This is a genomic window from Salmonella sp. SAL04162 (assembly GCF_046551535.1).
GTDB lineage: Bacteria > Pseudomonadota > Gammaproteobacteria > Enterobacterales > Enterobacteriaceae > Salmonella > Salmonella enterica.
This window is the reverse complement of the sequence record NZ_JBGDVX010000002.1, coordinates 487,351-511,687: the sequence shown is the minus strand read 5'-3', so window position 1 is coordinate 511,687 and position 24,337 is coordinate 487,351. Positions and strand designations below refer to the sequence as shown.

Below are 24,337 nucleotides of genomic sequence, written 5' to 3'. Positions count from 1 at the left end.
ATAATGCCCTGTATTAAAAGAACGTAATGCGGCTCAGCTCCATATCCAGCGCGCTGCGTACCAGAAACTCCGTGGGATACGGCTGCGTCAGAATTTGTCCGCGAATTTCAAACTGTAGCGTGTTATAGCTACCCTGCCGGGTTTTATCGAGCAAGGGCGTGACCCTGAGTGTGGTGGCGTTCAGCCGGGGTTCGAAACGGATAATGGCGCGCCGGATCGCCTCGCTGATATCGTCCCACTTATGCTCATACATAAAGCTGCCCGCCAGCGGCGGCAGGCCATAGTTGAGCACTGACGCCGCCGCCTGCGGATAGCGCCGGGCGTCGATGTCACCTTCGTGGCTAATGGTATTGAGCAAAAAGGAGAGATCCCGACGAATGATCTCCTTCAGTTGTACCGGCGTGACGCTGATATCCCGGTCAATTTTCTGATACGGAGCATTGTCACACAGCCGATCAAATAGGGTGGGCAGCAGGTGGTTAGCGGGTGTAAAACGAGACGTGCTCATGCGCCATCGTTTTCCTGAGCATGAAAGGTACAATGGGCCATGTCCAGCAGGCTGATATCGCCGTGGCTGGTCAGCCACACTTTCTGCCCCAGCGCCCGCACGGTGGTTTCGCCGGGGCCGTCCTGCCAGGCGGTTTCCCGGCACAGACGCAGGGCGTCAGATGCACTTTCCGAACCGCTGTAACGGGTAAAGAGCCAGGCGCCGTGCGTATCGCCATTCATCAGGGTGATATTAATGGGTTTCCACAGCAGATCGGTCAGGCGCGTCGGTTGCGGCGATTCCAGCGAGCGTATTTGCGAAAACGGTAGCCAGATATACACGCCGCCGGTGACCAGCTCAAGTACCGGGCCAAGGCGGGAATCGCTGTCGCTCGCCCAGTCAAATGCGCCGCCGTTCCACTGCCCGCCCGTGTCTGTTATGGCTTCCAGTGCGGTATTACGGTGTTTATCAACCTCACCGGTATCGTCATGACAGGCGAGTGCCGCCAGCAGTGACTCCACCCAAACGGGCTGCGGCAGAAGAAAACCGGGTCGTTGTTCACCCTGAAAAACGGTGTGGCGGAACATTTCGCAGCGAACCAGCTCCCGGTACAGCCGGGCCTCCTGGGTATAATTGGCCTCCATCCTGGCACATAGCTGAAGCTGGTGTAGCGCCCGCGACCAGTCTCCGGCCACACACAGCAACTGAAACAGGCTGTGGCGGCAGAGCGCCTTCGCCGGATTTTCCCGAACCTTCTGCTCCGCCATCTGAATCCCCTCCGCAATAGAGTATTCCTGTAGCAGCGCGGACAGGGTAGCAGGAAGCGTGTCAGTTTTTTTCATAGGCGGTATTTCCATTTTTCTGTGTCGGAGTGATTCGGTAGTGGCTATCGATGCCAATAATACGATGCTCGCGGCGGGTCAGATCGGGCAGTATCTCGCTATGTGCGGTTTTCCCCCCCAGTTCCGGCGAGAGCAGTTGTAGGATATCGGGCATTGATTCCATCGCCAGCCAGTGCATTTCACCCTCACCGGTCGTGTCCAGCGTATCCAGAATGGCATCAATACCGGGCGCGCCTGCCACCATATCCTGTAACGTGTCGGTGTCGCCCTTTTTATCGTATAACGACGTCAAATCCTGGGTGACAGCGTCTTCATTTCGGGGAAACGGTTTATCACGGAGGGGCTTTTCCTGCCCGGAGGGCCGCAATGCCTGCTGATATTCCTGGTAAAGCTGGTGTAGCGTGCTATCCGCTTCATGGCCGGTGTAAGAGGGCGCGGTTTCCCGGACGGGAATAATATCGAACGGGTTCTGCGGATTGAGCTGTTGTTGTTTAAACCAGTCCAGATCCAGGTACTCAGCAACGGATTCAGATGACTGAACCAACTGAGGAAACGAAACATCGGGACGGGACTCATCATTGGTGCGGGCAAGGCACCAGGATGACAGACCCCATTCAATCGTATCTCCATCATTCAGCCGCATACGGTGATGAGGTTCCATCACCTGCTCATTGACGGCACAGCACAGTTCATCAGAGTGATTAACAATCCACCACGCCTCTTCGTGGCGAACAAGACTGAGCGCGATATCGTCTTTCCCATGTTGCTCAAAAAGCGGAATGTAGGGGGCGGCGGCAGTAAATACGATGTATGTCCCTGCGGGATACTGTGCGTTATCCGTTATACCCTGCGACTGTATTTTCCGTAATTCCCACATGTCTTGTTTCATTATGTCCCTTAAATGTATTTATTTTTCTGGAGGAAACGTTTAGGGAGTTTTAATTCATAAATAATTTTAACTAAATTCATAGGGAGTCATTATTGATGACACCCTTTTTATTATTTTCGTCGTGAATGAATTGTTGTATGCATAGATGTCTTTTTTGAAATATTATTTCTTTTAATTCTGCAATTGCGATTTTTATCTTGCTGTTCATTGATTATTTAATATTAACGGCTTAGTTGCTAATTAGTCCCTGATCTGTATCATTGTTTTGTTTCGATATTTTTTCGATGCTATCAATAAAGAATTGTTTATATATTTATATGCATTGATGCATTATTTTTATGAATTTTTATGTCACAAGGCATAACACATGGAAACTCCTGTTTCACGCAGTGCGTTGTATGGAAAACTGGCCGGCTCACTATTCCGGTCGCTGGAATCGGCAACGGCATTTTGCAAACTACGCTCTAATCCCTGGGTTGAGCTGACTCACTGGCTGCACCAGTTAACACAGCAGCCCGATAACGATATTCTCCACGTTCTTCGGCATTACCAGATCCCTCTTTCTGATGTGGAGAAAGCGTTACTCCGGCAACTGGATATGCTGCCCGCCGGGGCCAGCGCCATTAGTGATTTTTCTCACCATATCGATCTCAGCGTTGAAAAGGCCTGGATGCTGGCGAGCGTCCGTTACGGCGATAACAAAATTCGCAGCGGCTGGTTGCTGCTGGCCTTGTTGACCACGCCAGAACTGCGTCGGGTACTGAGCAGTATCTGCGCGCCGCTGGCCACGCTTCCGGTTGATGAACTGACGGAAATACTGCCCTCGTTGATCGAAACATCGCCGGAAGCGCAGGAGCGCCCTTACGACGGCTCCGGCCTGGCATCAACCATTCCCGGTGAAAGCAGTCAGGCGATTCCCAACGGCGGGCAGGACGGTAAATCCGCGTTGGCGAAATACTGTCAGGACATGACGGCACAGGCGCGCGACGGCAAAATCGACCCGGTGACGGGGCGTGAGCATGAAATCCGCACCATGACGGATATTCTGCTGCGCCGTCGCCAGAATAATCCACTACTGACTGGTGAGGCGGGCGTCGGAAAGACGGCGGTCGTCGAAGGTTTTGCCCTCGCGATTGCGCAGGGAGAAGTACCGCCCGCGCTGCGGGAAGTACGGCTGCTGGCGCTGGACGTTGGCGCTCTGTTGGCCGGAGCCAGCATGAAAGGCGAGTTTGAATCGCGTCTGAAAGGGTTACTGGAAGAGGCCGGGCGCTCGCCGCAGCCGGTTATTCTGTTTGTCGATGAAGTTCACACTCTGGTGGGCGCGGGCGGCGCATCCGGCACGGGCGATGCCGCTAACCTGCTGAAACCGGCGCTGGCGCGCGGCACCCTGCGGACTATCGGCGCCACCACCTGGAGCGAATACAAGCGCCATATTGAGAAAGATCCGGCGCTGACCCGGCGTTTTCAGGTGTTGCAGATTGCCGAACCGGAAGAAATCCCCGCAATGGAAATGGTGCGTGGTCTGGTGGATACGCTGGAAAAACACCATAACGTACTGATTCTGGATGAGGCGGTACGTGCGGCGGTACAGCTTTCTCACCGCTACATTCCCGCCCGGCAGTTGCCGGATAAGGCCATCAGCCTGCTGGATACCGCCGCGGCCCGCGTGGCGCTGACGCTGCACACGCCGCCTGCCAGCGTACAGTTCCTGCGCCAGCAGCTAAAAGCGGCGGAAATGGAACGGTCGCTGTTGCAGAAGCAGGAAAAAATGGGGATTCAGTCAGATGAGCGGCGCGATGCGCTGATGGCGCGAATTTTCTCGCTCAACAATGAACTGACTGCATCCGAATCCCGCTGGCAGCGGGAGCTGGAACTGGTACATACGTTGCAGAAACTGCGTCTCGCAGAGTCTGATGCTGATGACAAAACCACGCTGCAACAGGCCGAAACGGCGCTAAGGGAGTGGCAGGGTGACGCGCCGGTGGTGTTCCCGGAAGTCAGCGCGGCGGTGGTCGCGGCGATTGTCGCCGACTGGACCGGTATTCCTGCCGGGCGCATGGTGAAAGATGAGGCCAGCCAGGTGCTGGAACTGCCTGCCCGACTGGCGCAACGCGTTACCGGGCAAGACGGCGCGCTGGCGCAGATTGGTGAACGTATTCAGACCGCCAGGGCGGGACTGGGCGATCCACGCAAACCGGTGGGCGTGTTTATGCTGGCCGGGCCGTCCGGTGTCGGTAAAACCGAAACCGCGCTGGCGCTGGCGGAGGCTATCTACGGCGGCGAGCAGAACCTGGTAACCATCAATATGAGCGAGTTCCAGGAGGCTCACACCGTTTCCACGCTGAAAGGCGCGCCGCCCGGCTATGTGGGCTATGGCGAGGGTGGTGTGCTGACGGAAGCGGTGCGTCGCCACCCCTGGAGCGTAGTGCTGCTCGACGAGATCGAAAAAGCGCACCATGACGTCCATGAACTCTTCTATCAGGTGTTTGACAAGGGTGGGATGGAGGACGGCGAGGGTACACATGTCGATTTCAAAAACACCACGCTATTACTCACCACCAACGTGGGTTCCGACCTCATCAGCCAGATGTGTGAAGATCCGGCTTTAATGCCCGATGCTACGGGGCTTAAAGAGGCGCTAATGCCGGAATTACGCAAGCATTTCCCGGCGGCATTTCTGGGCCGCGTGACGGTGATCCCTTACCTGCCGCTGGACGAAACGTCGCGTGGCGTGATTGCCCGTCTGCACCTTGACCGACTGGTGGCGCGGATGGGTGAACAGCACGGCGTGATGCTGACGTATAGCGAGGAACTGGTCGCACATATTGTGGCGTGCTGTCCAATGCATGAAACGGGCGCGCGGTTGCTGATTGGCTACATCGAACAGCACATTTTGCCACAACTGTCGCGCTACTGGTTGCAGGCCATGACGGAAAAAGCCGCTATCAGGCAGATTGATATCGGCGTTAATGGTGATGAGCAGATTGTTTTTGAGACAACCTCGCAGGAAGGAATATGCCAAAAGAGTTAAGTGGTGCGCAGTGGGTTTATGGCGTGACTAAGTTTGTCGGCGGAAATACAGATAAACCCCACTGGTCAATTGATGGGCATTAAATATGACATTACGTTACCCGGCGTTATTGACTCCTTTGCTAATGATGTTCGCTTTCAGTGTTCATGGCGAACCGCCTTTACCACAGGATGTGCAGCATTTTCTGAGCAATGCAGAGATGTGCCAGCATCTGGCCGGCGAATGGGACAGTTCTTTACCGGAAGAGGATAAAAAAGACATAGAAAAGGGCATTAATACCTGGTGCCCTCCGGCGAAAAAAGCACTTCCTGGGTTACGGGAAAAGTACAAAGAAAACAAAGAGATTATAAAAAAACTCTCTGAGTATGATTTTTAAACTGTGCCGTTGCACCGCTGTCCGGGCGGTCGTCGGTAGATTGATAAGGAAATGAAAGAGTATGGCTATCAACAATAGCGCGCAGAAATTCATCGCGCGCAACCGCGCGCCGCGCGTGCAGATTGAATATGACGTAGAGATTTACGGTTCCGAGAAAAAAATCGAGCTGCCGTTCGTGATGGCGGTGCTGGCCGATCTGGCCGGGAAACCGCGGGAAGAACTGCCGCCGGTGACGGATCGCAAATTCCTCGATATTGATATTGATAACTTCAATGAGCGCATGAAAGCCATTGCGCCGCGCGTGGCGTTCGCTGTGCCGAATACGCTGACGGGTGAAGGTCAGTTGATGGTCGATATCACTCTGGAAAATATGGACGACTTTTCGCCGGCACAGATTGCCCGCAAGGTGGACGCCCTGAACCAGTTACTGGAAGCCCGCACCCAACTGGCGAACCTCCAGACCTACATGGATGGCAAGGCCGGGGCGGAAAATCTGGTCAATAAACTGTTGCAGGACCCGACCCTGCTGAAAACGCTGGCGAATGCGCCGAAACCGGCCGCTACCCAGCAAGGTGTGTCAGCGGATAATGAATCAGCGGAATAACGTCGAATTTTTAAGGAATTTTCATGGCAAACAGTAATATGCAGGCAACCGACGCGGTTGCTCAGGATACCGTCTCCGCATCCGGTGAATTTGATGCGTTGCTGAATCAGGCCTTCCGACCCAAGACTACCCAGGCGGCAAAAGCCGTGGAAGCCGCGGTGCAGACGCTGGCGCAACAGGCGCTGGCGAACACGATCACCGTCAGCGATGACGCTTATAAAAGCATCAGCGCTATTATTGCGCAGATCGACTTTAAACTGACCGAACAGATCAAACTGATTCTGCAACATCCCGACTGGCAGAAGCTGGAATCCTCCTGGCGCGGTATGGAGCATCTGGTTTACAACACCGAGACCGACGAAAAGCTGAAAATCCGCTTCATGAATCTGTCAAAAGATGAATTGCGGCGCAACATGAAGCGTTACAAGGGCATCGCCTGGGATCAAAGCCCGATGTTCAAGAAACTGTATGAAGCCGAATACGGCCAGTTAGGTGGCGAACCTTATGGCTGTATCATTGCGGATTACTACTTCGACCATACACCGCCCGATGTGGATCTGCTTGGCTCTATCGCCAAAGTCGCCGCGTCGGCCCATGCGCCGTTTATTGCCGGGGCTTCCCCCTCGGTACTGCAAATGGACTCCTGGCAGGAGCTGGCGAATCCCCGCGACCTGACCAAAATCGTCACCCAGAACCTGGAATATGCGCCGTGGAACTCGCTGCGGGCTAGCGAAGACTCCCGTTATATTGGCCTGACGATGCCGCGTTTTCTTGCCCGCCTGCCGTATGGCGCAAAAACCAACCCGGTGGACGAGTTTGATTTTGAAGAAGATGCGGATGGTTCTGACCATACCAAATACGTCTGGAGCAACGCGGCCTACGCGATGGGCGTAAACATCAACCGCTCCTTCAAACACTACGGCTGGTGTACGTTGATTCGCGGTGTGGAATCAGGCGGTGCGGTGGAAAATCTTCCCTGCCATACCTTCCCGACTGACGATGGCGGCGTGGACATGAAATGCCCGACCGAAATCGCCATCTCTGACCGCCGCGAGGCTGAACTGGCGAAAAACGGTTTTATCCCGTTGATCCACCGTAAAAACTCAGACTATGCCGCCTTTATCGGTGCACAGTCGCTGCAAAAACCACAGGAATACTACGATCCGGACGCGACGGCCAACGCTAACCTGTCTGCCCGTCTGCCGTACCTGTTCGCCTGCTCGCGCTTCGCGCACTTCCTCAAATGTATCGTCCGCGACAAAATCGGTTCCTTTAAAGAGCGCGAGGATATGCAGCGCTGGCTAAATGAATGGATTATGAATTACGTCGACGCCGATCCGGTTAACTCCTCGCAAGAAACTAAAGCCCGTCGTCCGCTGGCTGCCGCTGAAGTAGTGGTGGAAGAGGTGGAAGGCAATCCAGGTTATTACGACGCGAAATTCTTCCTGCGTCCGCATTTCCAGCTTGAAGGGCTGACGGGATCGCTGCGCCTGGTGACAAAACTGCCGTCAGTGAAGCAGGGCAATGCCTGATGCATTTATTTTGTGAATGTATAAATGATATCAGAGGATATTAAGAGAATATATGCCATATGTTTATGCTAATGCAAAGGCTTTACAGGATACAGAAAAGGTAGGAAACCACCATCAGTGTGTTGAACTTATTCAACACTATATACGAGTAGGACAAGCGAGTACATGGCAGCAAGGGGCCGCAGTATTTGGAAACAAAAACATTGAAGTCGGGACAGTTATCGCTACTTTTGTGAATGGGCGATATCCGAACCACAATAGTGGCAACCATGCTGCATTTTTTTTGGGGCAAGATGCTGGCGGGATATGGGTGATGGATCAATGGAAAGATGATATCGCAAAACCCCGTGTGTCCAAACGTTATATAAGAAAGTTGCATAATGGAAGTGTTCGTAGTGACGGGACTTATATAAGGATGAGTAATAATGCAGAAGCCTATTTTATCGTTGAATAGCACCTGTATTGTCGGGGGCATTCTGTGGTTACTTCCGGTAATAGTTGTTCATGCCGATGAGATTGTCTGCCCTGCGGTTATTCATTTTTCTCAGGCTCCAATAATTTCCTCAGCGGAAGGATGGAATGTCTCATCCCGTGCAGCGCGTATGTTGAATGATGGTGGTTTTCTTTCGTCTGGCGATCCCAAAGAGCAGGCAGATCTGAAAGGTGAAGATGCAGTCGTTGATGGGAAAAAGGGGCACCTGTGGGAGATAGACCCGGAGGATAATCGCCGGGGGATCTGGTTCTCGTGTAGTTATGGACAGTGGGCTGTTCTGCTTGCCAGAAAAGTTCAGGGAACGGTCGCGACATGCTGGAGCCCGGATGTCTTACCGGCGAAATTGATTTGTAAATAAAATATATAATCTTTATATGAATACTCTGATGCCAGAATACGCATAAAAGATGCCTGTTAATGTTTAAGATTTATTCGTGAAGTAAATACTTCAATAATATTGGCAGCGGAAAAAGACAGCCTTCTGTTCTCCTGAAATTACGGGGAAGGGGATTCTGTACGGCAACGGTTTATTTCTGCGCAAATTATCAGGATAAACCAGGTTTATTTTAAGTAAAACTTAATAAGGATATAAAAATGGCTTATGACATTTTTCTGAAAATTGACGGCATCGACGGTGAGTCGATGGATGACAAACACAAAAATGAAATTGAAGTACTGAGCTGGCGCTGGAATATCCATCAGGAATCCACCATGCACGCCGGTAGCGGCCTCGGCTCCGGTAAGGTCTCCGTCACCAACCTGGATTTTGATCACTATATCGACCGCGCCAGCCCGAACCTGTTCAAATACTGCGCCTCCGGCAAGCACATTCCGCAGGCCATTCTGGTTATGCGTAAGGCTGGCGGCAATCCGCTGGAGTACCTCAAGTATACCTTCACCGACCTGATTGTCGCCGTGGTTTCCCCGAGCGGCAGCCACGATGGTGAAATCGCCTCCCGTGAAACGGTCGAGCTTTCTTTCAGCACTGTGAAACAGGAATACGTGGTGCAGAACCAGCAGGGCGGCAGCGGCGGCACTATCACCGCAGGTTACGACTTCAAGGCGAACAAAGAAATTTAACGGCTGTTTTTCCGGCCAGATGTTATGTCTGGCTGGTTTTATTGTTTTGATTTTAAAGGAATTTACAGTGAATAAATGGCGTAACCCCACTCGGTGGTTATGTGCGGTAGCTATGCCTTTTGCACTGCTCCTGCTTTCCGGATGCGGCAGTAGCGATTCGCTACCTGACCCCTAATCGCAGCGGCTTGGCCTGAGCGTGAAAGCGTTTTACAAGGTGAATTCTGACAATCAGAAGAAAGCGGCGTCCGTGAAGATACGTGTTGAGAATTAATGAGCTACACAGAATTTTTAGAGGGTAAGCAAAATGAACAGACCTTCATTCAATGAAGCGTGGCTAGCTTTTAGGAAGGTGAATCATTCCGTCGCTGATGTGGGTAGCATTATTGGTGGAAACGTTGGGAAAAATATAACTGGTGGTTATTTTCAAAATGCCTGTCCTATTCGAATGAGCTATGTTTTGAATGCGACAGGATTCCCAATAGCCCATAACTCCCCGTATGCAAAGGTTAGTGGTGCCGATAATAAATTCTATATTTATCGCGTGAATGATATGATTGATCATCTTACTCATAACATGGGCAAGCCTGATCTTATTGTTAATAATCCGAAACAGAGTGACTTTATAGGGAAGAAAGGAATTATCGTAGTAAAAGGGCATGGCTGGAGCAATGCCAGAGGACACGTTACATTATGGAATGGCAGTATCTGTTCAGATCAGTGCCACTTATTAAATGACCCAGATAATGGACCATTTGTTCCTGAAGTTGGGACTCTGTGGATACTGCCATGAAATGGTTAATATTAGTTACTTTCAGCATAAGTGGAATGTTGGTATGGCAGCCATCCTTTGCACATGAAGCATTGACCACACAATATTCACAGTCGGAACTCTTAAAAAACTGGGCGCTGAGTCATTGTCTGGCATTAGTATACAAAGATGATGTCGTTAAAAACGATGCCAGAGCTACGGCCAGTGCTTACCTTGAATATGGTAAACAATCTGTGGAGATTTATCATGAAATTGATGAGATTGCGAAAAAATATTCAGGATTGAAATATAATGGCTCGATATCATCAGATTTTAATACCATGAAGTGCATAGATTTTATCCACGACAGTGAATTAAATGAATTAATTAAAAGGCGTGTCGAGAAGTAAAATTCAAAGATATTAAAAGCATATGTTCTCTTGCTCTGATGAATTTATGGGTAATAGAGAGCTGTACAGTAATAGTTAATCTATTCACCTAATAAAGCAGATAAATCAGGACGTTATTTAGGTAGTTAAAAGGATAGTAGATATGTCTTATGATATTTTTCTGAAAATTGACGGCATTGACGGCGAGTCAATGGATGATAAACACAAAAATGAAATCGAGGTGCTGGGCTGGCGCTGGAATATTCATCAGGAATCCACCATGCACGCCGGTAGCGGCCTCGGCTCCGGTAAGGTCTCCGTCACCAACCTGGATTTTGATCACTATATCGACCGCGCCAGCCCGAACCTGTTCAAATACTGCGCCTCCGGCAAGCACATTCCGCAGGCCATTCTGGTTATGCGTAAGGCTGGCGGCAATCCGCTGGAGTACCTCAAGTATACCTTCACCGACCTGATTGTCGCCGTGGTTTCCCCGAGCGGCAGCCACGATGGTGAAATCGCCTCCCGTGAAACGGTCGAGCTTTCTTTCAGCACTGTGAAACAGGAATACGTGGTGCAGAACCAGCAGGGCGGCAGCGGCGGCACTATCACCGCAGGTTACGACTTCAAGGCGAACAAAGAAATTTAACGGCTGTTTTTCCGGCCAGATTTATATCTGGCCGGATTTATTGTTTTGATTTTAAAGGAATTTACAGTGAATAAATGGCGTAACCCCACTCGGCGGTTATGTGCGGTAGCTATGCCTTTTGCACTGCTCCTGCTTTCCGGATGCGGCAGTAGCGATGCGTTACCTGACCTCGAATCACAGCGACTCGACCTGAGCGTGAAAGCCTCTGATAAGGTGAATCCTGACAATCAGAAGAAGGCCGCGCCCATTGAGATACGTGTTTATGAACTAAAAAATGACGCCGCTTTCACGACAGCTGATTACTGGTCGCTCCATGACAACGACAAATCCGTCCTTACCGACGATTTAGTGCGTCGCGACAGCTTTATTTTGCGTCCCGGCGAAGAGAAAAAACTGCGTCGCCCGCTGAATGCGCAGACCACGGCAATCGGCGTACTGGCCGGATACCGTAACCTGGCCAAATCGGTCTGGCGGGTAACCTACAAAATCCCGGAAGCCCCGGAAAAAGCCTGGTACAGCAACTTCGTACCGGGGAAAGGAAAAGTGCAGTTGGAGGCGGAACTGGAACAAAGCGCCATTGTAATTACGGAACGGGATAAATGAATTATGAGCTGGAATGACCGCGTAGTCTGGAGTGAAGGACAATTTTTACTGCCGCAGATGTTTCAGCAGCAAGAGCGTTATCTGGAACACGTCATGCATTACCGCAGCCTGCCGCTGACCCCCTTTTTCTGGGGATTCAGCCACTACAATATTGATGGCGAAGCGCTGAACATCGGTAAACTGATACTGAAAGAGGCATCAGGGATTTTTCCTGACGGCACGCCGTTTAACGCACCGGACCACACCCCGCTGCCGCCGCCACTGACCATTCTGCCGGAGCACCTGAACCAGCAGATTTGTCTGGCGGTACCGGTACGCGCGCCGAACAGCGAAGAAACTACGTTTGACAATAACCCGGAATCATTGGCGCGTTTCTCGGTACATGAACACGACATCCGCGACGCCAACTCGCTGGGACGTGGCGCGCAGTTATTACAGCTCAGTCACCTGCGCCTGCGGCTGCTGCCGGAAAAGGCGGTGACGGGCGCCTGGATTGGCCTGCCGCTGACCCGCATCATCGGGCTGAATCCTGACGGGCGGATAGATATCGACCACGACCTGATCCCGCCCATCATTAATTATCAGGCCAGTTCACTGATGTGTACCTGGCTGTCGTGGATCAACGATGGTGGGCAAAGATTTGTGCGTCAACATCGAACTGGATGGCGGCGGCAAACGGCATATCAGCGGGCTGGTCACGGCGGCGCGGGTGGTGGGCCATGAAGGGCGTTCTGTTACCTATGAGCTGCGTATGGAGCCGTGGGTAAAACTGCTGACCCACACCAGCGACTACAAGGCATTCCAGAATAAAACCGTGGTGGACATTCTCGATGAAGTGCTGGCTGAGTATCCGTATCCGGTGGAAAAGCGACTGGTGGAAAGCTACCCGGTACGCACCTGGCAGGTACAGTACGGTGAAACTGATTTTGATTTTCTTCAGCGACTGATGCAGGAGTGGGGCATCTACTGGTGGTTTGAGCACAGCGAGGACAGCCACACGCTGGTGCTGGCGGATGCCATCAGTACACATCACGCCTGCCCGGATTCACCGGAGGTAGAATGGCATCAAAAAGGGTTAAAGCTGGATAAAGCATTTATCCACACCATTATAGCCAATGAAAGTCTGCGTACCGGGCAGTGGGTACTGGATGATTTTGACTTTAAAAAACCGCGCTCGCGGCTGGCGAACACAGTGGCAAACCCGCGTGAAACCGGCCATGCCAGTTACGAACACTACGAATGGCCGGGCGATTATTTCGACAAGGGCGAAGGCGAAATGCTGACGCGCATTCGTATGGAAGCGCAGCGCAGCCCTGGCAGCCGGGTTCACGGTGCCGGGAATATCCGTACGCTGATGACTGGCTACACCTTTGCGTTGATGAATCACCCTACGGCAGAACTCAACCAGGAATATCTGTTGGCGCAGACTACGCTGTTTGTGCAGGACAACGCGCAGCACAGCGGGCAGGACCAGCACTTTACCTTTTCCACCCGTTTTGAACTGCACCCGACCCGTGAGGTGTTCCGCCCGCAGCGGACGGTGAGCAAACCCCACACCAAAGGGCCGCAGAGCGCCATCGTCACCGGCCCGGCGGGCCAGGAAATCTGGACGGATCAGTACGGGCGGGTAAAGGTGCAGTTTGGCTGGGACCGTTACGGCAAAATGGATGAAAACAGCTCCTGCTGGATACGCGTCAGCTACCCATGGGCGGGCAAAGGCTTCGGGATGATCCAGATCCCGCGTATCGGCCAGGAAGTGCTGGTGGATTTCAAAAACGGCGATCCGGATCTGCCGATCATCGTGGGGCGTACCTACAACCAGGACACCATGCCGCCGTGGGGACTGCCGGGAATGGCGTCGCAGAGCGGGATCTTCAGCCACTCGCTGTATGGCGGGCCAACGAACGGCAACATGCTGCGTTTTGACGACAAAACCGGCGCGGAGGAAGTGAAGTTCCACGCGGAAAAAGATCTCAACACCACGGTGAAGAATAATGAAACGCATACGGTTATGGTGGATCGCACTAAAACCATTATTAAAAATGAAACCAACAGTATTGGTGAGGACAGAAACACCACGGTAACGAAGAATGACGGCCTTTCCGTAAAACTGGCGCAGACGATCAATATCGGCACCACTTATCGTTTAGATGTTGGCGATCAATTCACGCTTCGCTGCGGCAATGCGGCGCTTGTTTTACATAAGGACGGCTCCATTGAGTTTTGTGGCAAGCAACTGATGTTACATACCAGCGATGTCATGCAACTGATTGGTAAAGGTATTGATATGAACCCGGATGGCGGCACAGCCGTAACCGCCGATGATATTGCCCCCCTTCCCACCTCTGAATGATCTGAATTAAACCTGGAGTTCTCATGGATCGACCATACCGCATACAGGAAGGGTGTTTTGTCCTGCCTGAAACATTTACGGATCGCAGCGTTAATATTTTTATCCTGGAGGGCAATGAACGAACATCGCCCAGTCTGAATATTTCCCGCGATACGCTAAAACCTGATGAAGACCTGCCCGCCTATATTGACCGCCAGATTGCGCTGATGAAAAAAAATCTCGGTCAGCACCGGGTATTGTCGCGAGCGCCTGCACAGGCAGGAACGGGCAATAATGCCCTTATGGGGGAACAAATTGCCGCCACCCATAAATCCGGGAAAACGGAAGTGTACCAGCGTCAGGCCGGGTTTATTGCAACCCCTGGCAAGGTACTGGTCTTCACCCTGACCAGTCCCCGTCCTTTTGATGATAAAGCAGACCTACTCTGGAACACCTGGCTGGCAGGCTTTCAGCCGGATAAAAACGAATAATCACACGGAGGTGTGACCATGTATGAAGCAGCCCGTGTGGATGATCCTATCTACCACACCAGCGCGCTCGCCGGGTTTCTTATCGGCGCTATCATCGGCATCGCCATTATCGCGCTTGCCGCCTTTGCCTTCTTTAGCTGCGGTTTTCTTGCCGGGCTGATTCTGGGTTTTATGGCCGATCAAATAGCCTCCGGGGTATTGCAACTGGGCGAAGCCATCGGGCGCTCCATCCACCACACGGCAGGAAAAATCCTCACCGGTTCGGAGAATGTCAGCACCAACAGTCGCCCGGCGGCGCGCGCGGTACTGAGTACGGTGAAATGCGATAACCATATCGCAGAAAAACGCATCGCCCAGGGGTCGGAAAATATCTACATTAACAGCCAGCCCGCCGCCCGTAAGGATGACCACACCGAATGCGACGCGGTGATTGAAGACGGTTCGCCGAATGTGTTTCTGGGCGGCGGTACGCAGACGGTACTGGAAATCAGTTCTGAAATTCCGGACTGGCTGCGCAAGGTGGTGGATGTATTGTTTGTCGTGGCGAGTCTGCTCGGCGGGCTGGCCGGGGCGTGGCGGCAGGCGGCAAAGCTGGGGACGAAATTTGGCACTAAATGTGCCGCTAAGTTTATCGGCGGGGAGCTTGCCGGGATGGCCGTGGGTGAGGCTATCAGCGGGCTGTTCAGCAATCCGGTGGATGTGACCACCGGGCAGAAAATCCTGCTGCCGGAAACGGACTTCACCCTGCCCGGTCGCCTGCCGGTCACCTGCTCGCGTTTTTACGCCAGCCACCTGGAAACCGTGGGACTGTTGGGACGGGGCTGGCGGCTGAACTGGGAAACCAGCCTGCGCGAGGACGATGAACACATCACGCTGACCGGCGTACAGGGGCGGGAACTGTGTTACCCGAAAACGATGCTGACGCCCGGCCACCAGATATTTGACCCGGAAGAACAGTTATACCTCAGCCGCCTGCATGACGGGCGTTACGTGCTGCATTACACCGATCGCAGCTATTACGTATTTGGTGATTTTGACAGTGACGGCATGGCATACCTGCTGTTTATGGAGACGCCGCACCGCCAGCGCATTGTCTTCGGGCACGAAGGAGGCAGACTGGTACGGATAGCCTCCAGCAGCGGGCATCACCTGTTACTGCACCGCACACAGACCCCGGCAGGGGAGCGGCTGTCGCGAATTGAACTGGTGCAGGGCGGCACCCGTGGCAACCTGGTAGAGTACCGGTATGACGATAACGGTCAACTGACCGGCGTGGTGAACCGGGCGGGAACGCTGGTGCGGCAGTTTGCTTATGAAAACGGGCTGATGACGGCGCACAGCAATGCGGCGGGGTTCACCTGCCGCTACTGCTGGCAGGAACTCGACGCCGCGCCGCGCGTGACGGAGCACGACACCAGTGACGGCGAACATTACCGCTTTGACTATGATTTTGCCGCAGGCACCACCACCGTCACCGGCAGGCAGGGGGAGTCATGGCAGTGGTGGTACGACAGGGAGACGTATATCACCGCGCACCGGACGCCGGGCGGTGGAATGTACCGCTTCACGTACAACGAAGACCACTTCCCTGTCAACATTGAGCTGCCCGGCGGTCGCACGGTGGCGTATGAATATGACATCCAGAACCGGGTGGTGAAGACGACAGATCCGGAAGGCCGGGTGACGCAGACGCAGTGGAACGGCGAGTTCGACGAAATCACGCGCACGGCGCTGGACGATGACGCTGTCTGGAAAACGCAGTACAACGCCCACGGCCAGCCAGTGCAGGAGACGGACCCGGAAGGGCGGGTGACGCAGTATGCTTACGATGAACAGGGGCAGATGTGCAGCCGGACGGATGCGGCGGGCGGCACGGTGGTGACGGCGTTCGACAGCCGGGGGCAGATGACGCGGTACACCGACTGTTCAGGGCGCAGCACCGGATATGACCACGATGAGGACGGCAACCTGACGCGGGTGACGGACGCCGAAGGGAAGGTGGTGCGCATCAGTTACAACCGACTTGGGTTGCCGGAGACGGTGAACTCACCGGGGAAACAGCAGGACAGGTATACCTGGAATGCGCTGGGGCTGATGAGCAGCCACCGGCGCATCACGGGGAGCGTGGAGAGCTGGCGGTATACGCCGCGCGGTCTGCTGGCGGCGCACACGGATGAGGAGAAGCGCGAGACGCGCTGGCAGTACACGCCGGAAGGCCGGGTGACCGCGCTGACCAACGGCAACGGGGCGCAGTACCGGTTCAGTCACGATGCGGACGGCAGGCTGGTGCGTGAGGTGCGCCCGGACGGACTGAGCCGTACTTTTATCCTGGACGACAGCGGTTATCTGACGGCGATACAGACCACGGGCACGCAGGGCGGCGTGCGGCGGGAGACGCAGCAGCGGGATGCGCTGGGCCGTCTGTTACGGACGGAGAATGAACACGGCCAGCGGACGTTCAGCTACAACCGGCTGGACCAGATAACGGCAGTGACGCTCACGCCCACGGAGGCGGGGCAACAGCAGCACCGGATGCAGGCCGACACGGTGCGTTTTGAGTATGACCGCAGCGGCTGGCTGACGGCGGAGCACGCGGGGAACGGTAGCATACGTTATCAGCGCGACGCGCTGGGCAACCCGACGGACATCACGCTGCCGGACGGGCAGCACCTGACGCATCTGTATTACGGGAGCGGGCATCTGTTACAGACGGCGCTGGACGGCCTGACGGTGAGCGAGTATGAGCGCGACAGCCTGCACCGTCAGATAATGCGCACGCAGGGGCAGCTTGCGACGTACAGCGGCTACGACGACGACGGGCTGCTGAGCTGGCAGCGCAGTCTGGCGCCCGGCAGTGCCCCTGTTCTTCCCGGCCAGCGCCCGGCGCGGCAGGGCTGCGTGACGTCGAGGGACTATTACTGGAACAACCACGGCGAGGTGGGCACGATTGACGACGGCCTGCGTGGCAGCGTGGTGTACAGCTATGACAGAAGCGGTTACCTGACCGGGCGCTCAGGTCAGATGTATGACCATGACCGTTATTATTACGATAAGGCGGGCAACCTGCTGGATAACGAAGGGCAGGGTCCGGTGATGAACAACCGGCTGCCAGGCTGTGGTCGTGACCGTTACGGTTATAACGAGTGGGGCGAGCTGACCACGCGGCGCGACCAGCAACTGGAGTGGAACGCGCAGGGGCAGCTGACGCGGGTCATCAGCGGCAACACGGAGACGCACTACGGCTACGATGCGCTGGGGAGGCGAACCCGCAAGGCGACGTACGGGCGGCACACGAGCCATACGGCGCGGAGCCGGACGGACTTTGTGTGGGAGGGGTTCAGGCTGTTGCAGGAGAACGTGCAGCAGCAGGGCTGGCGGACCTATCTGTACGATGCGGAACAGCCGTACACGCCGGTGGCGAGCGTGACGGGGCGGGGAGAAAGCAGGCAGGTGTGGTATTACCACACGGACGTGACGGGCACGCCGCAGGAGGTGACGGTGGCGGACGGGACGCTGGTGTGGGCGGGGTATATCAGGGGGTTTGGAGAGAATGCGGCGGACATCAGCAACAGCGGGGCGTACTTTCACCAGCCGCTGCGGCTGCCGGGGCAGTATTTTGACGACGAGACGGGGCTGCATTACAATCTGTTCAGATATTATGCACCGGAGTGTGGACGGTTCGTCAGTCAGGATCCGATTGGGTTAAGGGGCGGGTTAAACCTTTATCAGTATGCGCCGAATCCGATTAGATGGATCGATCCTTTAGGACTTGCTATCCTGGAGCATCAATCTAATTTTGATGCGGCAAGGAGAACCGGATTTGAAAATGCGGGTATGACAAACCCTGAGGATGTCACTTTCTCGAAAGTCGATCCCAAAACTGGTACTGTTGTTGAGTTTAAAGGTCCAAATGGGGCTAAAGTTGCTTATGATGCACCTCATGCAGATATGGATGTGACAGCAGGGCATGATAAACCACATGTTGGTTGGCAATCCGCAGGAAAAAGAGGTTCCGGAGGAGCTAATAGAGGTAATATTACTTATGATGGCCCACAACATCCGCATCGCTCTGACTCTAAGGGAGATGATAAATGTTAAATTCAAATATGTCTGAACTTAGAATCGAACTGGAGAATGCGATTAAAAATCTCGGTATTCATGACTATCGTGTCGATAAACCCGAACAAATCGTTTCTGAGATAAAAGAGATATATGTTAATGGTAATCCTAGAACCTGGTGGTTATCATTAAAACATAGACAATATGTCTTTTCTTATACCGATAATTCTGGATATAAAAACATATCACAAATAGTAAGCAAACAACTCAATGAAAGCAATGTAATCAACAAACATATATTTTTGATTGCTGATGAAGATAATGAGCAAATATATGTATATAACGTTCCTCTTAACTCCCTGCCTGAAATTATAGAAAATTGCAGATATTTTGAATATTATGTTGCAGATCATGAACTATCTTGGCTTATATGTGAAAATGATCATGGTGATTTGATTGTATGTTCAACCATTAAATAAAGCGTGAGTGCTCTTTAGCGATATAGTTGCCTGTATTTAGGCGTTACTAGCCGAAGATGGCACGATTGTCTGGCAGGGGAAACAGCAACTCTGAGGTCGGGAAGATAGCATAACCCATTAACCTGGATAGATCCGCTAGACCTGAATCCAGTTGATGCGACAGGTTATAGTGTTTATGGTTTATTTGCTCCTGGAGCAAATAAACCTTATTACATTGGTATTACTAATGATATGGATCGACGAAGGGCCGAGCATTAAAGCACTGGCAGGTTATCAAAAGAAAATGGAAGGATGCTGCCACTTGATGAAAATGTAATCTAATGGAAAGTCAGAGGTTACGAGCAATATTATATAGAGAAATATAAAACCAGAACCGGAACCATAGGTGAAAAAAATTCCTCAACAAATAGAGAGAATAAATATAATTCATTTGATCATGGGCGAACAGATCCCAGCGCACAAGCATTTAAAAACTCTTAAAATAGTAAGGGAGTTGGCTCCTATAGGGGGAAATGCGGATGAGTTATTTTAAAGTTTGGGACTGGGATAAGAAGCTGAGAACGATGTTGCGCTTTGTGAAGCTCGGAGACATATTTTGTTTTAAATTAGATGGAGATAGATATTGTTTTGGCAGGATAATATCTAAAATAATAACTGGGCATGTTGCTGAGTTATTTGATTATATGTCAGCCGCTCCAGAAATTACAGAAAAAAAGATTAATAAGGTAAAAAGAATTTATTCGCCCATTGTAATTGATACTTATGGCTTGTTTGATAAAAAGGTATACAAAGATGGTGACTGGAGAGTTATTTGTCATCAGAGTAACTTTTCCCCTATAGATGTTGAAAATGTATATTTTACATACGGTCTTGAAAGTTTATGTAAAAGAGTTGATGTGTTTGGTAATGAAATTTCCATATCTAAAGAGGAATCTCTAAAATATCATAAGTTAAGTCCATATGGTGATTTTGATATTAAAAAGCTATTAAATAATATCTGAAGATAAAGCCGGGACAGATCCTCAAATCTTCCCGGCTTTTATTATTTAACCCCCATCAAATCCCGCCTTCGAGCCTGCTCCGCTTAATCACCGGAATATCTCCGGTATCGTTCAGCGCCCCCGGAAAGGTTTTCAGCCACGCTTTCACCTTCTTTTGATTAATAAAAGTCATGCTCATCCCTTCAATACAGCCTCACAGTTCGCGGGTATTTTGCAGCGTGATCACGATGCAGTCTTTCATCACCCGAATTTTAACGGGCATCCCGTTAATAAACCCGGCCTGCGGCATCCATTCGCCGCATAAACGAACTGAACGTCCCTCAACCCATGAATAGAACTCACAGTGGGTAAAATCCGGCACAGTATCAGCGCGAGTTTGCGTATGACGACAACGACTACATGACGATGCCCCGGGAGCCGGCCAGTGATGAGCAACCGGCTGCCGGGACAGTATTTTGACGACGAGACGGGGCTGCATTAAAATCTGTTCAGATATTATGCACCGGAGTGTGGTTGGTTCGTCAGTCAGGACCCGATAGGGCTGAAAGGGGGATGGAACCGATATCATTATCCTCTGAATCCTATTACAGATAGTAATCTTCTTGGTCTTATTACTTGTGGTACTGATAGAGGTGATCCTGGCACGTTATTAAGATGAATAATGGTTGAAAATAATTGCATTAGTGAATACTCATTTATGTCTTTACCTACAAAAAGTAACGGATTTGCTTGCTGGAATTGTGTTGACGAATGTAAAGGAAATCAAGGCTATTGATTTTTTTACTACAGGAATAAGTATGGTTAACGATAAGGATACAGCTGTATTAATTAGTGAGTTAATGTTGAGATTCGGTAAGGAACTTGATGAATCTGTTGCTGTTGTTCAGTCCCGTTGTGATGAGGATGAATTTAAGGTATATCGAGAAGCGGTTGGTTTGATCATGGGTGAAATGCTTATTAAAATAATGAATCCATTATATGAAAAACATCCCGAAATAAAACCAAAAGGATTGAAATAAAACATCTGGAACCGGAGGAATAATGTGTAAAAGCCGGAGGGGTTATCTTTTCCCGGCTTTTTATTATCAATTACTCATTAACTCCTGTTCCGTTCTTTTGCGTTTAATCACCGGAATATCTCCGGTATTGTTCAGCGCCCCCAGAAATTTTTTTAACCACTGTTCTGCACTCCGTTTATTAATGCGGGTTACGCCCATCCCTTCAATACAGACAAAGAGTCCGTGGGTATGCTGCGGCGTGATCACGATGCAATCCCTCATTACCCGCACCTTGACGGGCATCCCGTTAATAAACCCCGCCTGCGGCATCCATTCACCGTACAAACGAACTGAAAGTCTCTCAATGCGTGAGTATGTAAGTATCCCGCATAATCGAGCCATTCACATTTAGAGATCATCCGACATAATCAATCTGCCAACGCAGGAGATCGCTGTGCGTAAAGCCCGTTTTACTGCGCACCAGATCATCGCTGTGATTAGATCAGTCGAATCCGGACGGACTGTTAAAGATGTCTACCGGGAGGCCGGTATTTCTGAAGCCACCAGGGACAACTGGAAGTCTGGATACGGCGGCAGGGATACGCGTGGAATCACAAAAGGCTCCACCGTATTTACTGTCTGCTCAAGCTGAATTTTCGCCGTAAGGGTAAACAACGGCTGCCGGTACGCAATCCCTCGCCACTGGTCACGCCGGAAGCGCTGAACCAGAGCTGGTCTGTGGGCGTCGTTTTCGCACGTTCAATGTTGTTGATGACTGTAATCGTGAAGCGTTGTCGATTGAAATCGATCTGAATCTGCCAGCTCTGCGAGTGGTCCGTGTACTCGACAGGATTACAGCAACCGCGGTTATCTGGCCATGCTGCGTATGGATAAGGAACCGGAATTTATCTCGCTGGCACTGGCTGAATGGGCAAAGAAACATGCAGTAAAGCTGGCGTTTATCCAGCCGGGTAAGCCGAAGAAAAACGTTTTCATCGCGCGCTTTAACCGGACATACCGTACAGAAATACTCAATTCTTATCTGTTCAGAACGCTGAATGAGGTGCGGGAAATTGCGGATAAAGGGTTATCAGAATATAACTGCGAACGTCCATATGAATCGCGGAACAATATGATACCGAAGGAATACCGCTAACAACATTATCTGGCCGGAATCTTAAAAATGCATGGAACTAAAACGGGTCTATTTACAGGGGCACCTGCGATGAATTTCGCTGCACTGAAAAACGATACCGGATGAGAGCTGCTTCAAATTAATGTGCCATGTTCACGGGGAGGTGGTGCGACGTTTGCATAATCCAGCAAGAACTGAAAGGAAGGGGAGAGCTTTTTCATGCCTGTATAATCAGTCTGGCCTGTGTCAGTCAGCTCTTAGTGTTGAGACTCTCGTTGGAGCGTTATAATTGCTTTTCCGTTTCGGAAAACAAGATTTTCCACTAAAGATCTTCCCTGCGAGGAAAAGTTAACTAATAATCTTACCGTCGAGTTAGGAGATGTATGTTTAAATATAAACAATGTTGCAACGATGCCTGATAATTATCCTCTCTTCGAAGATAAGTTTCCCACACCCAGTGTGGTGGGTGTCATTGTAATGTTATCACTTGAATGTAAATGGAAGGTATAATTGCTTTTTGACTAGTATTCTATTCCACCCTGACAACACGATGTTAACATCAACACTGTTTATATTGGCAATAACGCAATTTTTTTCAGATTAAGAGGTGCTCTGATATATAGATTTTTATGACATTACTTATTTGAATTGGTAACAAATACCAATAAGTACAAGCTGTTATTACCAGCCACGGATTTTTCCATACGGTAAGATTTGGTATGGCGTTATGTATTCTGGATGTGCTGGATTATTTTAATTTGGTTTAAAAAAGGTGGTTATTCAAATGAAAAGCATAAAAAAATTGATTATCGCAAGTGCGTTGAGCATGATGGCTGCTAGTTGTTATGCTTCAGTTTTGCCGAACACAGAGCAACAGAAATCAGTGGATATTAGCTTTGCCGCTCCCGAACATTTAACCATATCGTTTGATCAGATGCCAGGCTTAATGGCTGGGAAGAATGCTAAGGATATGGATATTGCGAAGCTTACAGTTGATTCTACTTCTATTAAAGAGTTCGGGGTCAGGGGGATTTCTGGCACGCTAATGAACGATGCTGGCAGTGAATGGAAAATAACTGGTAAAAATGGTGGCAACCCAATCATTGTGCGCTTTTCAGATTATGATCTAAACAAAACTCATGTCCCGGTAATGTGGAATGGGAGAAAATGGCTCACCTTTGATACCAATGTCCCAATTGATATTATTGCAGTAGCGGGTCAGGATATCTCACCTGATACGTACCCACTGACTGTAGACGTAGTGGGATATCAGCCTTAATAGTAAACAACTATTAGTGTATTGCGCCTTGTTTAAGGCGTAATACACATCAAGTTTTTCATTTTTCTTTTACAATTTTTGATATGAAAACAATTAATTTTGTTTTAATGGCGGCAGCTTTGTTCGCCTCTAATTCTATGGTTTCAGTATATGCCGCCAGGCAGCAATTAAATTCAGCCACTAAATCATTCAGCGTGAAGCTGGGAGCTACACGTGTGATTTATCACGCTGGTACACCAAGCGCGACGCTCTCGGTGAGCAACCCGCAGAATTACCCTATTTTGGTTCAGTCTTCAGTCAAAGCAGAAGACAAAAATTCGCCAGCCCCCTTTATGGTGATGCCGCCTCTATTTCGTTTAGAAGCGAACCAGCAGAGTCAACTGCGTATTATCCGTACTGGTGGTGACATGCCAACGGATCGCGAGACTTTACAGTGGGTCTGTATAAAGGCGCTACCACCCGAAAATGAACAGTCGGATACACAGGCTAAGGGCGCGACCCTTGACCTCAATTTGTCCATCAGCACCTGTGACAAGCTGATTTTCCGCCCGGATGCCGTGAAGGGGACGCCGGAAGATGTTGCAGGAAATTTAAGATGGGTGGAGACGGGCAACAAACTTAAGGTAGAGAACCCCACCCCGTTTTACATGAATTTAGCCTCTGTCACAGTAGGGGGAAAGCCCATTACAGGGCTTGAGTATATCCCCCCCTTTGCTGACAAAACACTAAATATGCCAGGTGGCACTCGTGGTGATGTCGAGTGGAAAATTATTACAGACTTAGGTGGTGAAAGTCATCCGTTCCACTACGTTTTTAAATAAATTCAAGGATTTAGCGGCA

The 24,337-nt window shown here is 51.1% G+C and carries 25 protein-coding genes and 5 pseudogenes; 25 read left to right on the top strand and 5 right to left on the bottom strand.

The genetic code is table 11. From position 1 onward, the window contains the following. Nucleotides 1-13 precede the first annotated feature (13 nt). From tssE to tagK, 3 genes are read right to left on the bottom strand one after another with little or no spacing between them, the layout of a single operon-like run. Nucleotides 14-508 (bottom strand): type VI secretion system baseplate subunit TssE, encoded by a 495-nt coding sequence (tssE, locus tag ACLJRH_RS06765; RefSeq protein WP_023136386.1) that lies wholly within the window; start codon nucleotides 506-508, stop codon nucleotides 14-16. After that, nucleotides 505-1,329 (bottom strand): type VI secretion system accessory protein TagJ, encoded by an 825-nt coding sequence (locus ACLJRH_RS06760; protein WP_000750541.1) that lies wholly within the window; start codon nucleotides 1,327-1,329, stop codon nucleotides 505-507. The genes tssE and ACLJRH_RS06760 overlap by 4 nt, the downstream gene beginning before the upstream one ends. Next, a complete protein-coding gene (tagK, locus tag ACLJRH_RS06755; protein WP_000806675.1) occupies nucleotides 1,316-2,218 on the bottom strand; it encodes a type VI secretion system-associated protein TagK in 903 nt (300 codons plus the stop codon). Before tagK ends, ACLJRH_RS06760 begins: the two co-directional genes overlap by 14 nt. A gap of 367 nt (nucleotides 2,219-2,585) precedes the next feature. Between tagK and tssH the strand changes: the two genes are divergently transcribed. The 19 genes and pseudogenes from tssH to ACLJRH_RS06660 all read left to right on the top strand — a co-directional run bounded on the left by tssH (nucleotide 2,586) and on the right by ACLJRH_RS06660 (nucleotide 20,085). Beyond that, nucleotides 2,586-5,249, top strand: a complete 2,664-nt coding sequence (gene tssH, locus ACLJRH_RS06750) for a type VI secretion system ATPase TssH (protein WP_023223326.1) — start codon at nucleotides 2,586-2,588, stop codon at nucleotides 5,247-5,249. Nucleotides 5,250-5,334: 85 nt separating this feature from the next. Continuing rightward, nucleotides 5,335-5,625, top strand: a complete 291-nt coding sequence (locus tag ACLJRH_RS06745; RefSeq protein WP_000175471.1) for a hypothetical protein — start codon at nucleotides 5,335-5,337, stop codon at nucleotides 5,623-5,625. A gap of 61 nt (nucleotides 5,626-5,686) precedes the next feature. After that, nucleotides 5,687-6,229 carry a type VI secretion system contractile sheath small subunit gene (gene tssB, locus ACLJRH_RS06740; protein WP_000996815.1) on the top strand — a complete coding sequence of 181 codons (543 nt, stop codon included), beginning with the start codon at nucleotides 5,687-5,689 and terminating at the stop codon, nucleotides 6,227-6,229. Nucleotides 6,230-6,252: 23 nt separating this feature from the next. Next, entirely contained in the window at nucleotides 6,253-7,761 is a 1,509-nt protein-coding gene (gene tssC / locus ACLJRH_RS06735; RefSeq protein WP_000013884.1) for a type VI secretion system contractile sheath large subunit, read from the top strand. A 52-nt stretch (nucleotides 7,762-7,813) separates the two neighbouring features. Next, nucleotides 7,814-8,215 (top strand): BPSL0067 family protein, encoded by a 402-nt coding sequence (locus tag ACLJRH_RS06730; protein WP_001147173.1) that lies wholly within the window; start codon nucleotides 7,814-7,816, stop codon nucleotides 8,213-8,215. Further along, entirely contained in the window at nucleotides 8,187-8,612 is a 426-nt protein-coding gene (locus ACLJRH_RS06725; RefSeq protein WP_001171575.1) for an STY0301 family protein, read from the top strand. The genes ACLJRH_RS06730 and ACLJRH_RS06725 overlap by 29 nt, the downstream gene beginning before the upstream one ends. A 236-nt stretch (nucleotides 8,613-8,848) precedes the next feature. After that, nucleotides 8,849-9,334 (top strand): Hcp family type VI secretion system effector, encoded by a 486-nt coding sequence (locus ACLJRH_RS06720; RefSeq protein ID WP_000312802.1) that lies wholly within the window; start codon nucleotides 8,849-8,851, stop codon nucleotides 9,332-9,334. 67 nt (nucleotides 9,335-9,401) lie between these two features. After that, nucleotides 9,402-9,596: pseudogene (locus tag ACLJRH_RS06715) on the top strand (type VI secretion system lipoprotein TssJ); the annotation flags it as partial. Nucleotides 9,597-9,638: 42 nt separating this feature from the next. After that, nucleotides 9,639-10,124 (top strand): type VI secretion system amidase effector protein Tae4, encoded by a 486-nt coding sequence (locus ACLJRH_RS06710; RefSeq protein WP_023136383.1) that lies wholly within the window; start codon nucleotides 9,639-9,641, stop codon nucleotides 10,122-10,124. Further along, entirely contained in the window at nucleotides 10,109-10,492 is a 384-nt protein-coding gene (locus ACLJRH_RS06705) for a type VI secretion system amidase immunity protein Tai4 (protein ID WP_000379082.1), read from the top strand. Before ACLJRH_RS06710 ends, ACLJRH_RS06705 begins: the two co-directional genes overlap by 16 nt. A gap of 142 nt (nucleotides 10,493-10,634) precedes the next feature. Next, nucleotides 10,635-11,120, top strand: coding sequence for an Hcp family type VI secretion system effector (locus ACLJRH_RS06700; RefSeq protein ID WP_023136381.1), 486 nt, complete (start codon nucleotides 10,635-10,637; stop codon nucleotides 11,118-11,120). A gap of 66 nt (nucleotides 11,121-11,186) precedes the next feature. Then, nucleotides 11,187-11,723, top strand: coding sequence for a type VI secretion system lipoprotein TssJ (tssJ, locus tag ACLJRH_RS06695; protein ID WP_001045935.1), 537 nt, complete (start codon nucleotides 11,187-11,189; stop codon nucleotides 11,721-11,723). A gap of 3 nt (nucleotides 11,724-11,726) precedes the next feature. Further along, a pseudogene (gene tssK / locus ACLJRH_RS06690) lies at nucleotides 11,727-12,350 on the top strand (type VI secretion system baseplate subunit TssK); the annotation flags it as partial. Then, nucleotides 12,349-14,076, top strand: a pseudogene (locus ACLJRH_RS06685) (type VI secretion system Vgr family protein); the annotation flags it as partial. The pseudogenes tssK and ACLJRH_RS06685, both read left to right, overlap by 2 nt. 23 nt (nucleotides 14,077-14,099) lie before the next feature. After that, complete coding sequence (locus tag ACLJRH_RS06680) at nucleotides 14,100-14,546, top strand: DcrB-related protein (protein ID WP_000375833.1); 447 nt, start codon at nucleotides 14,100-14,102, stop codon at nucleotides 14,544-14,546. A gap of 18 nt (nucleotides 14,547-14,564) precedes the next feature. Next, entirely contained in the window at nucleotides 14,565-18,644 is a 4,080-nt protein-coding gene (locus ACLJRH_RS06675; protein ID WP_023223325.1) for a polymorphic toxin type 47 domain-containing protein, read from the top strand. Beyond that, on the top strand, nucleotides 18,638-19,084 hold the full coding sequence (gene sciX, locus ACLJRH_RS06670; RefSeq protein ID WP_000935097.1) for a protein SciX: 447 nt from the start codon (nucleotides 18,638-18,640) through the stop codon (nucleotides 19,082-19,084). The genes ACLJRH_RS06675 and sciX overlap by 7 nt, the downstream gene beginning before the upstream one ends. A gap of 385 nt (nucleotides 19,085-19,469) precedes the next feature. After that, a complete protein-coding gene (locus ACLJRH_RS06665; RefSeq protein WP_000723740.1) occupies nucleotides 19,470-19,616 on the top strand; it encodes a hypothetical protein in 147 nt (48 codons plus the stop codon). Continuing rightward, complete coding sequence (locus tag ACLJRH_RS06660) at nucleotides 19,603-20,085, top strand: Imm26 family immunity protein (protein WP_000120036.1); 483 nt, start codon at nucleotides 19,603-19,605, stop codon at nucleotides 20,083-20,085. The genes ACLJRH_RS06665 and ACLJRH_RS06660 overlap by 14 nt, the downstream gene beginning before the upstream one ends. Nucleotides 20,086-20,278: 193 nt before the next feature. On the opposite strand, the gene ACLJRH_RS06655 is transcribed toward ACLJRH_RS06660, so the two are convergent. Then, nucleotides 20,279-20,374: a SymE family type I addiction module toxin gene (locus tag ACLJRH_RS06655; RefSeq protein ID WP_023136376.1), complete on the bottom strand. Its 96-nt coding sequence runs from the start codon at nucleotides 20,372-20,374 to the stop codon at nucleotides 20,279-20,281. A gap of 147 nt (nucleotides 20,375-20,521) precedes the next feature. On the opposite strand from ACLJRH_RS06655, the pseudogene ACLJRH_RS06650 reads away from it, so the two are divergent. Next, nucleotides 20,522-20,695: pseudogene (locus ACLJRH_RS06650) on the top strand (RHS repeat-associated core domain-containing protein); the annotation flags it as partial. A 130-nt stretch (nucleotides 20,696-20,825) separates the two neighbouring features. Further along, nucleotides 20,826-21,104 (top strand): hypothetical protein, encoded by a 279-nt coding sequence (locus ACLJRH_RS06645; RefSeq protein ID WP_077906417.1) that lies wholly within the window; start codon nucleotides 20,826-20,828, stop codon nucleotides 21,102-21,104. Between the two features lie 66 nt (nucleotides 21,105-21,170). Here ACLJRH_RS06645 and ACLJRH_RS06640 read toward each other — a convergent pair whose 3' ends face one another. Then, on the bottom strand, nucleotides 21,171-21,485 hold the full coding sequence (locus tag ACLJRH_RS06640; RefSeq protein WP_023892102.1) for a SymE family type I addiction module toxin: 315 nt from the start codon (nucleotides 21,483-21,485) through the stop codon (nucleotides 21,171-21,173). A 52-nt stretch (nucleotides 21,486-21,537) separates the two neighbouring features. On the opposite strand from ACLJRH_RS06640, the gene ACLJRH_RS06635 reads away from it, so the two are divergent. The 4 genes and pseudogenes from ACLJRH_RS06635 to safB all read left to right on the top strand — a co-directional run bounded on the left by ACLJRH_RS06635 (nucleotide 21,538) and on the right by safB (nucleotide 24,318). Further along, nucleotides 21,538-21,735 (top strand): transposase, encoded by a 198-nt coding sequence (locus ACLJRH_RS06635; protein ID WP_001224041.1) that lies wholly within the window; start codon nucleotides 21,538-21,540, stop codon nucleotides 21,733-21,735. Then, a pseudogene (locus ACLJRH_RS06630) lies at nucleotides 21,669-22,239 on the top strand (integrase core domain-containing protein); the annotation flags it as partial. The gene ACLJRH_RS06635 and the pseudogene ACLJRH_RS06630, both read left to right, overlap by 67 nt. A gap of 763 nt (nucleotides 22,240-23,002) precedes the next feature. Beyond that, nucleotides 23,003-23,497, top strand: coding sequence for a Saf-pilin pilus formation protein SafA (locus ACLJRH_RS06625; RefSeq protein WP_023136374.1), 495 nt, complete (start codon nucleotides 23,003-23,005; stop codon nucleotides 23,495-23,497). A gap of 83 nt (nucleotides 23,498-23,580) precedes the next feature. Further along, nucleotides 23,581-24,318, top strand: a complete 738-nt coding sequence (gene safB, locus ACLJRH_RS06620) for a pili assembly chaperone SafB (protein ID WP_001530955.1) — start codon at nucleotides 23,581-23,583, stop codon at nucleotides 24,316-24,318. The last annotated feature ends 19 nt before the right edge of the window (nucleotides 24,319-24,337 follow it).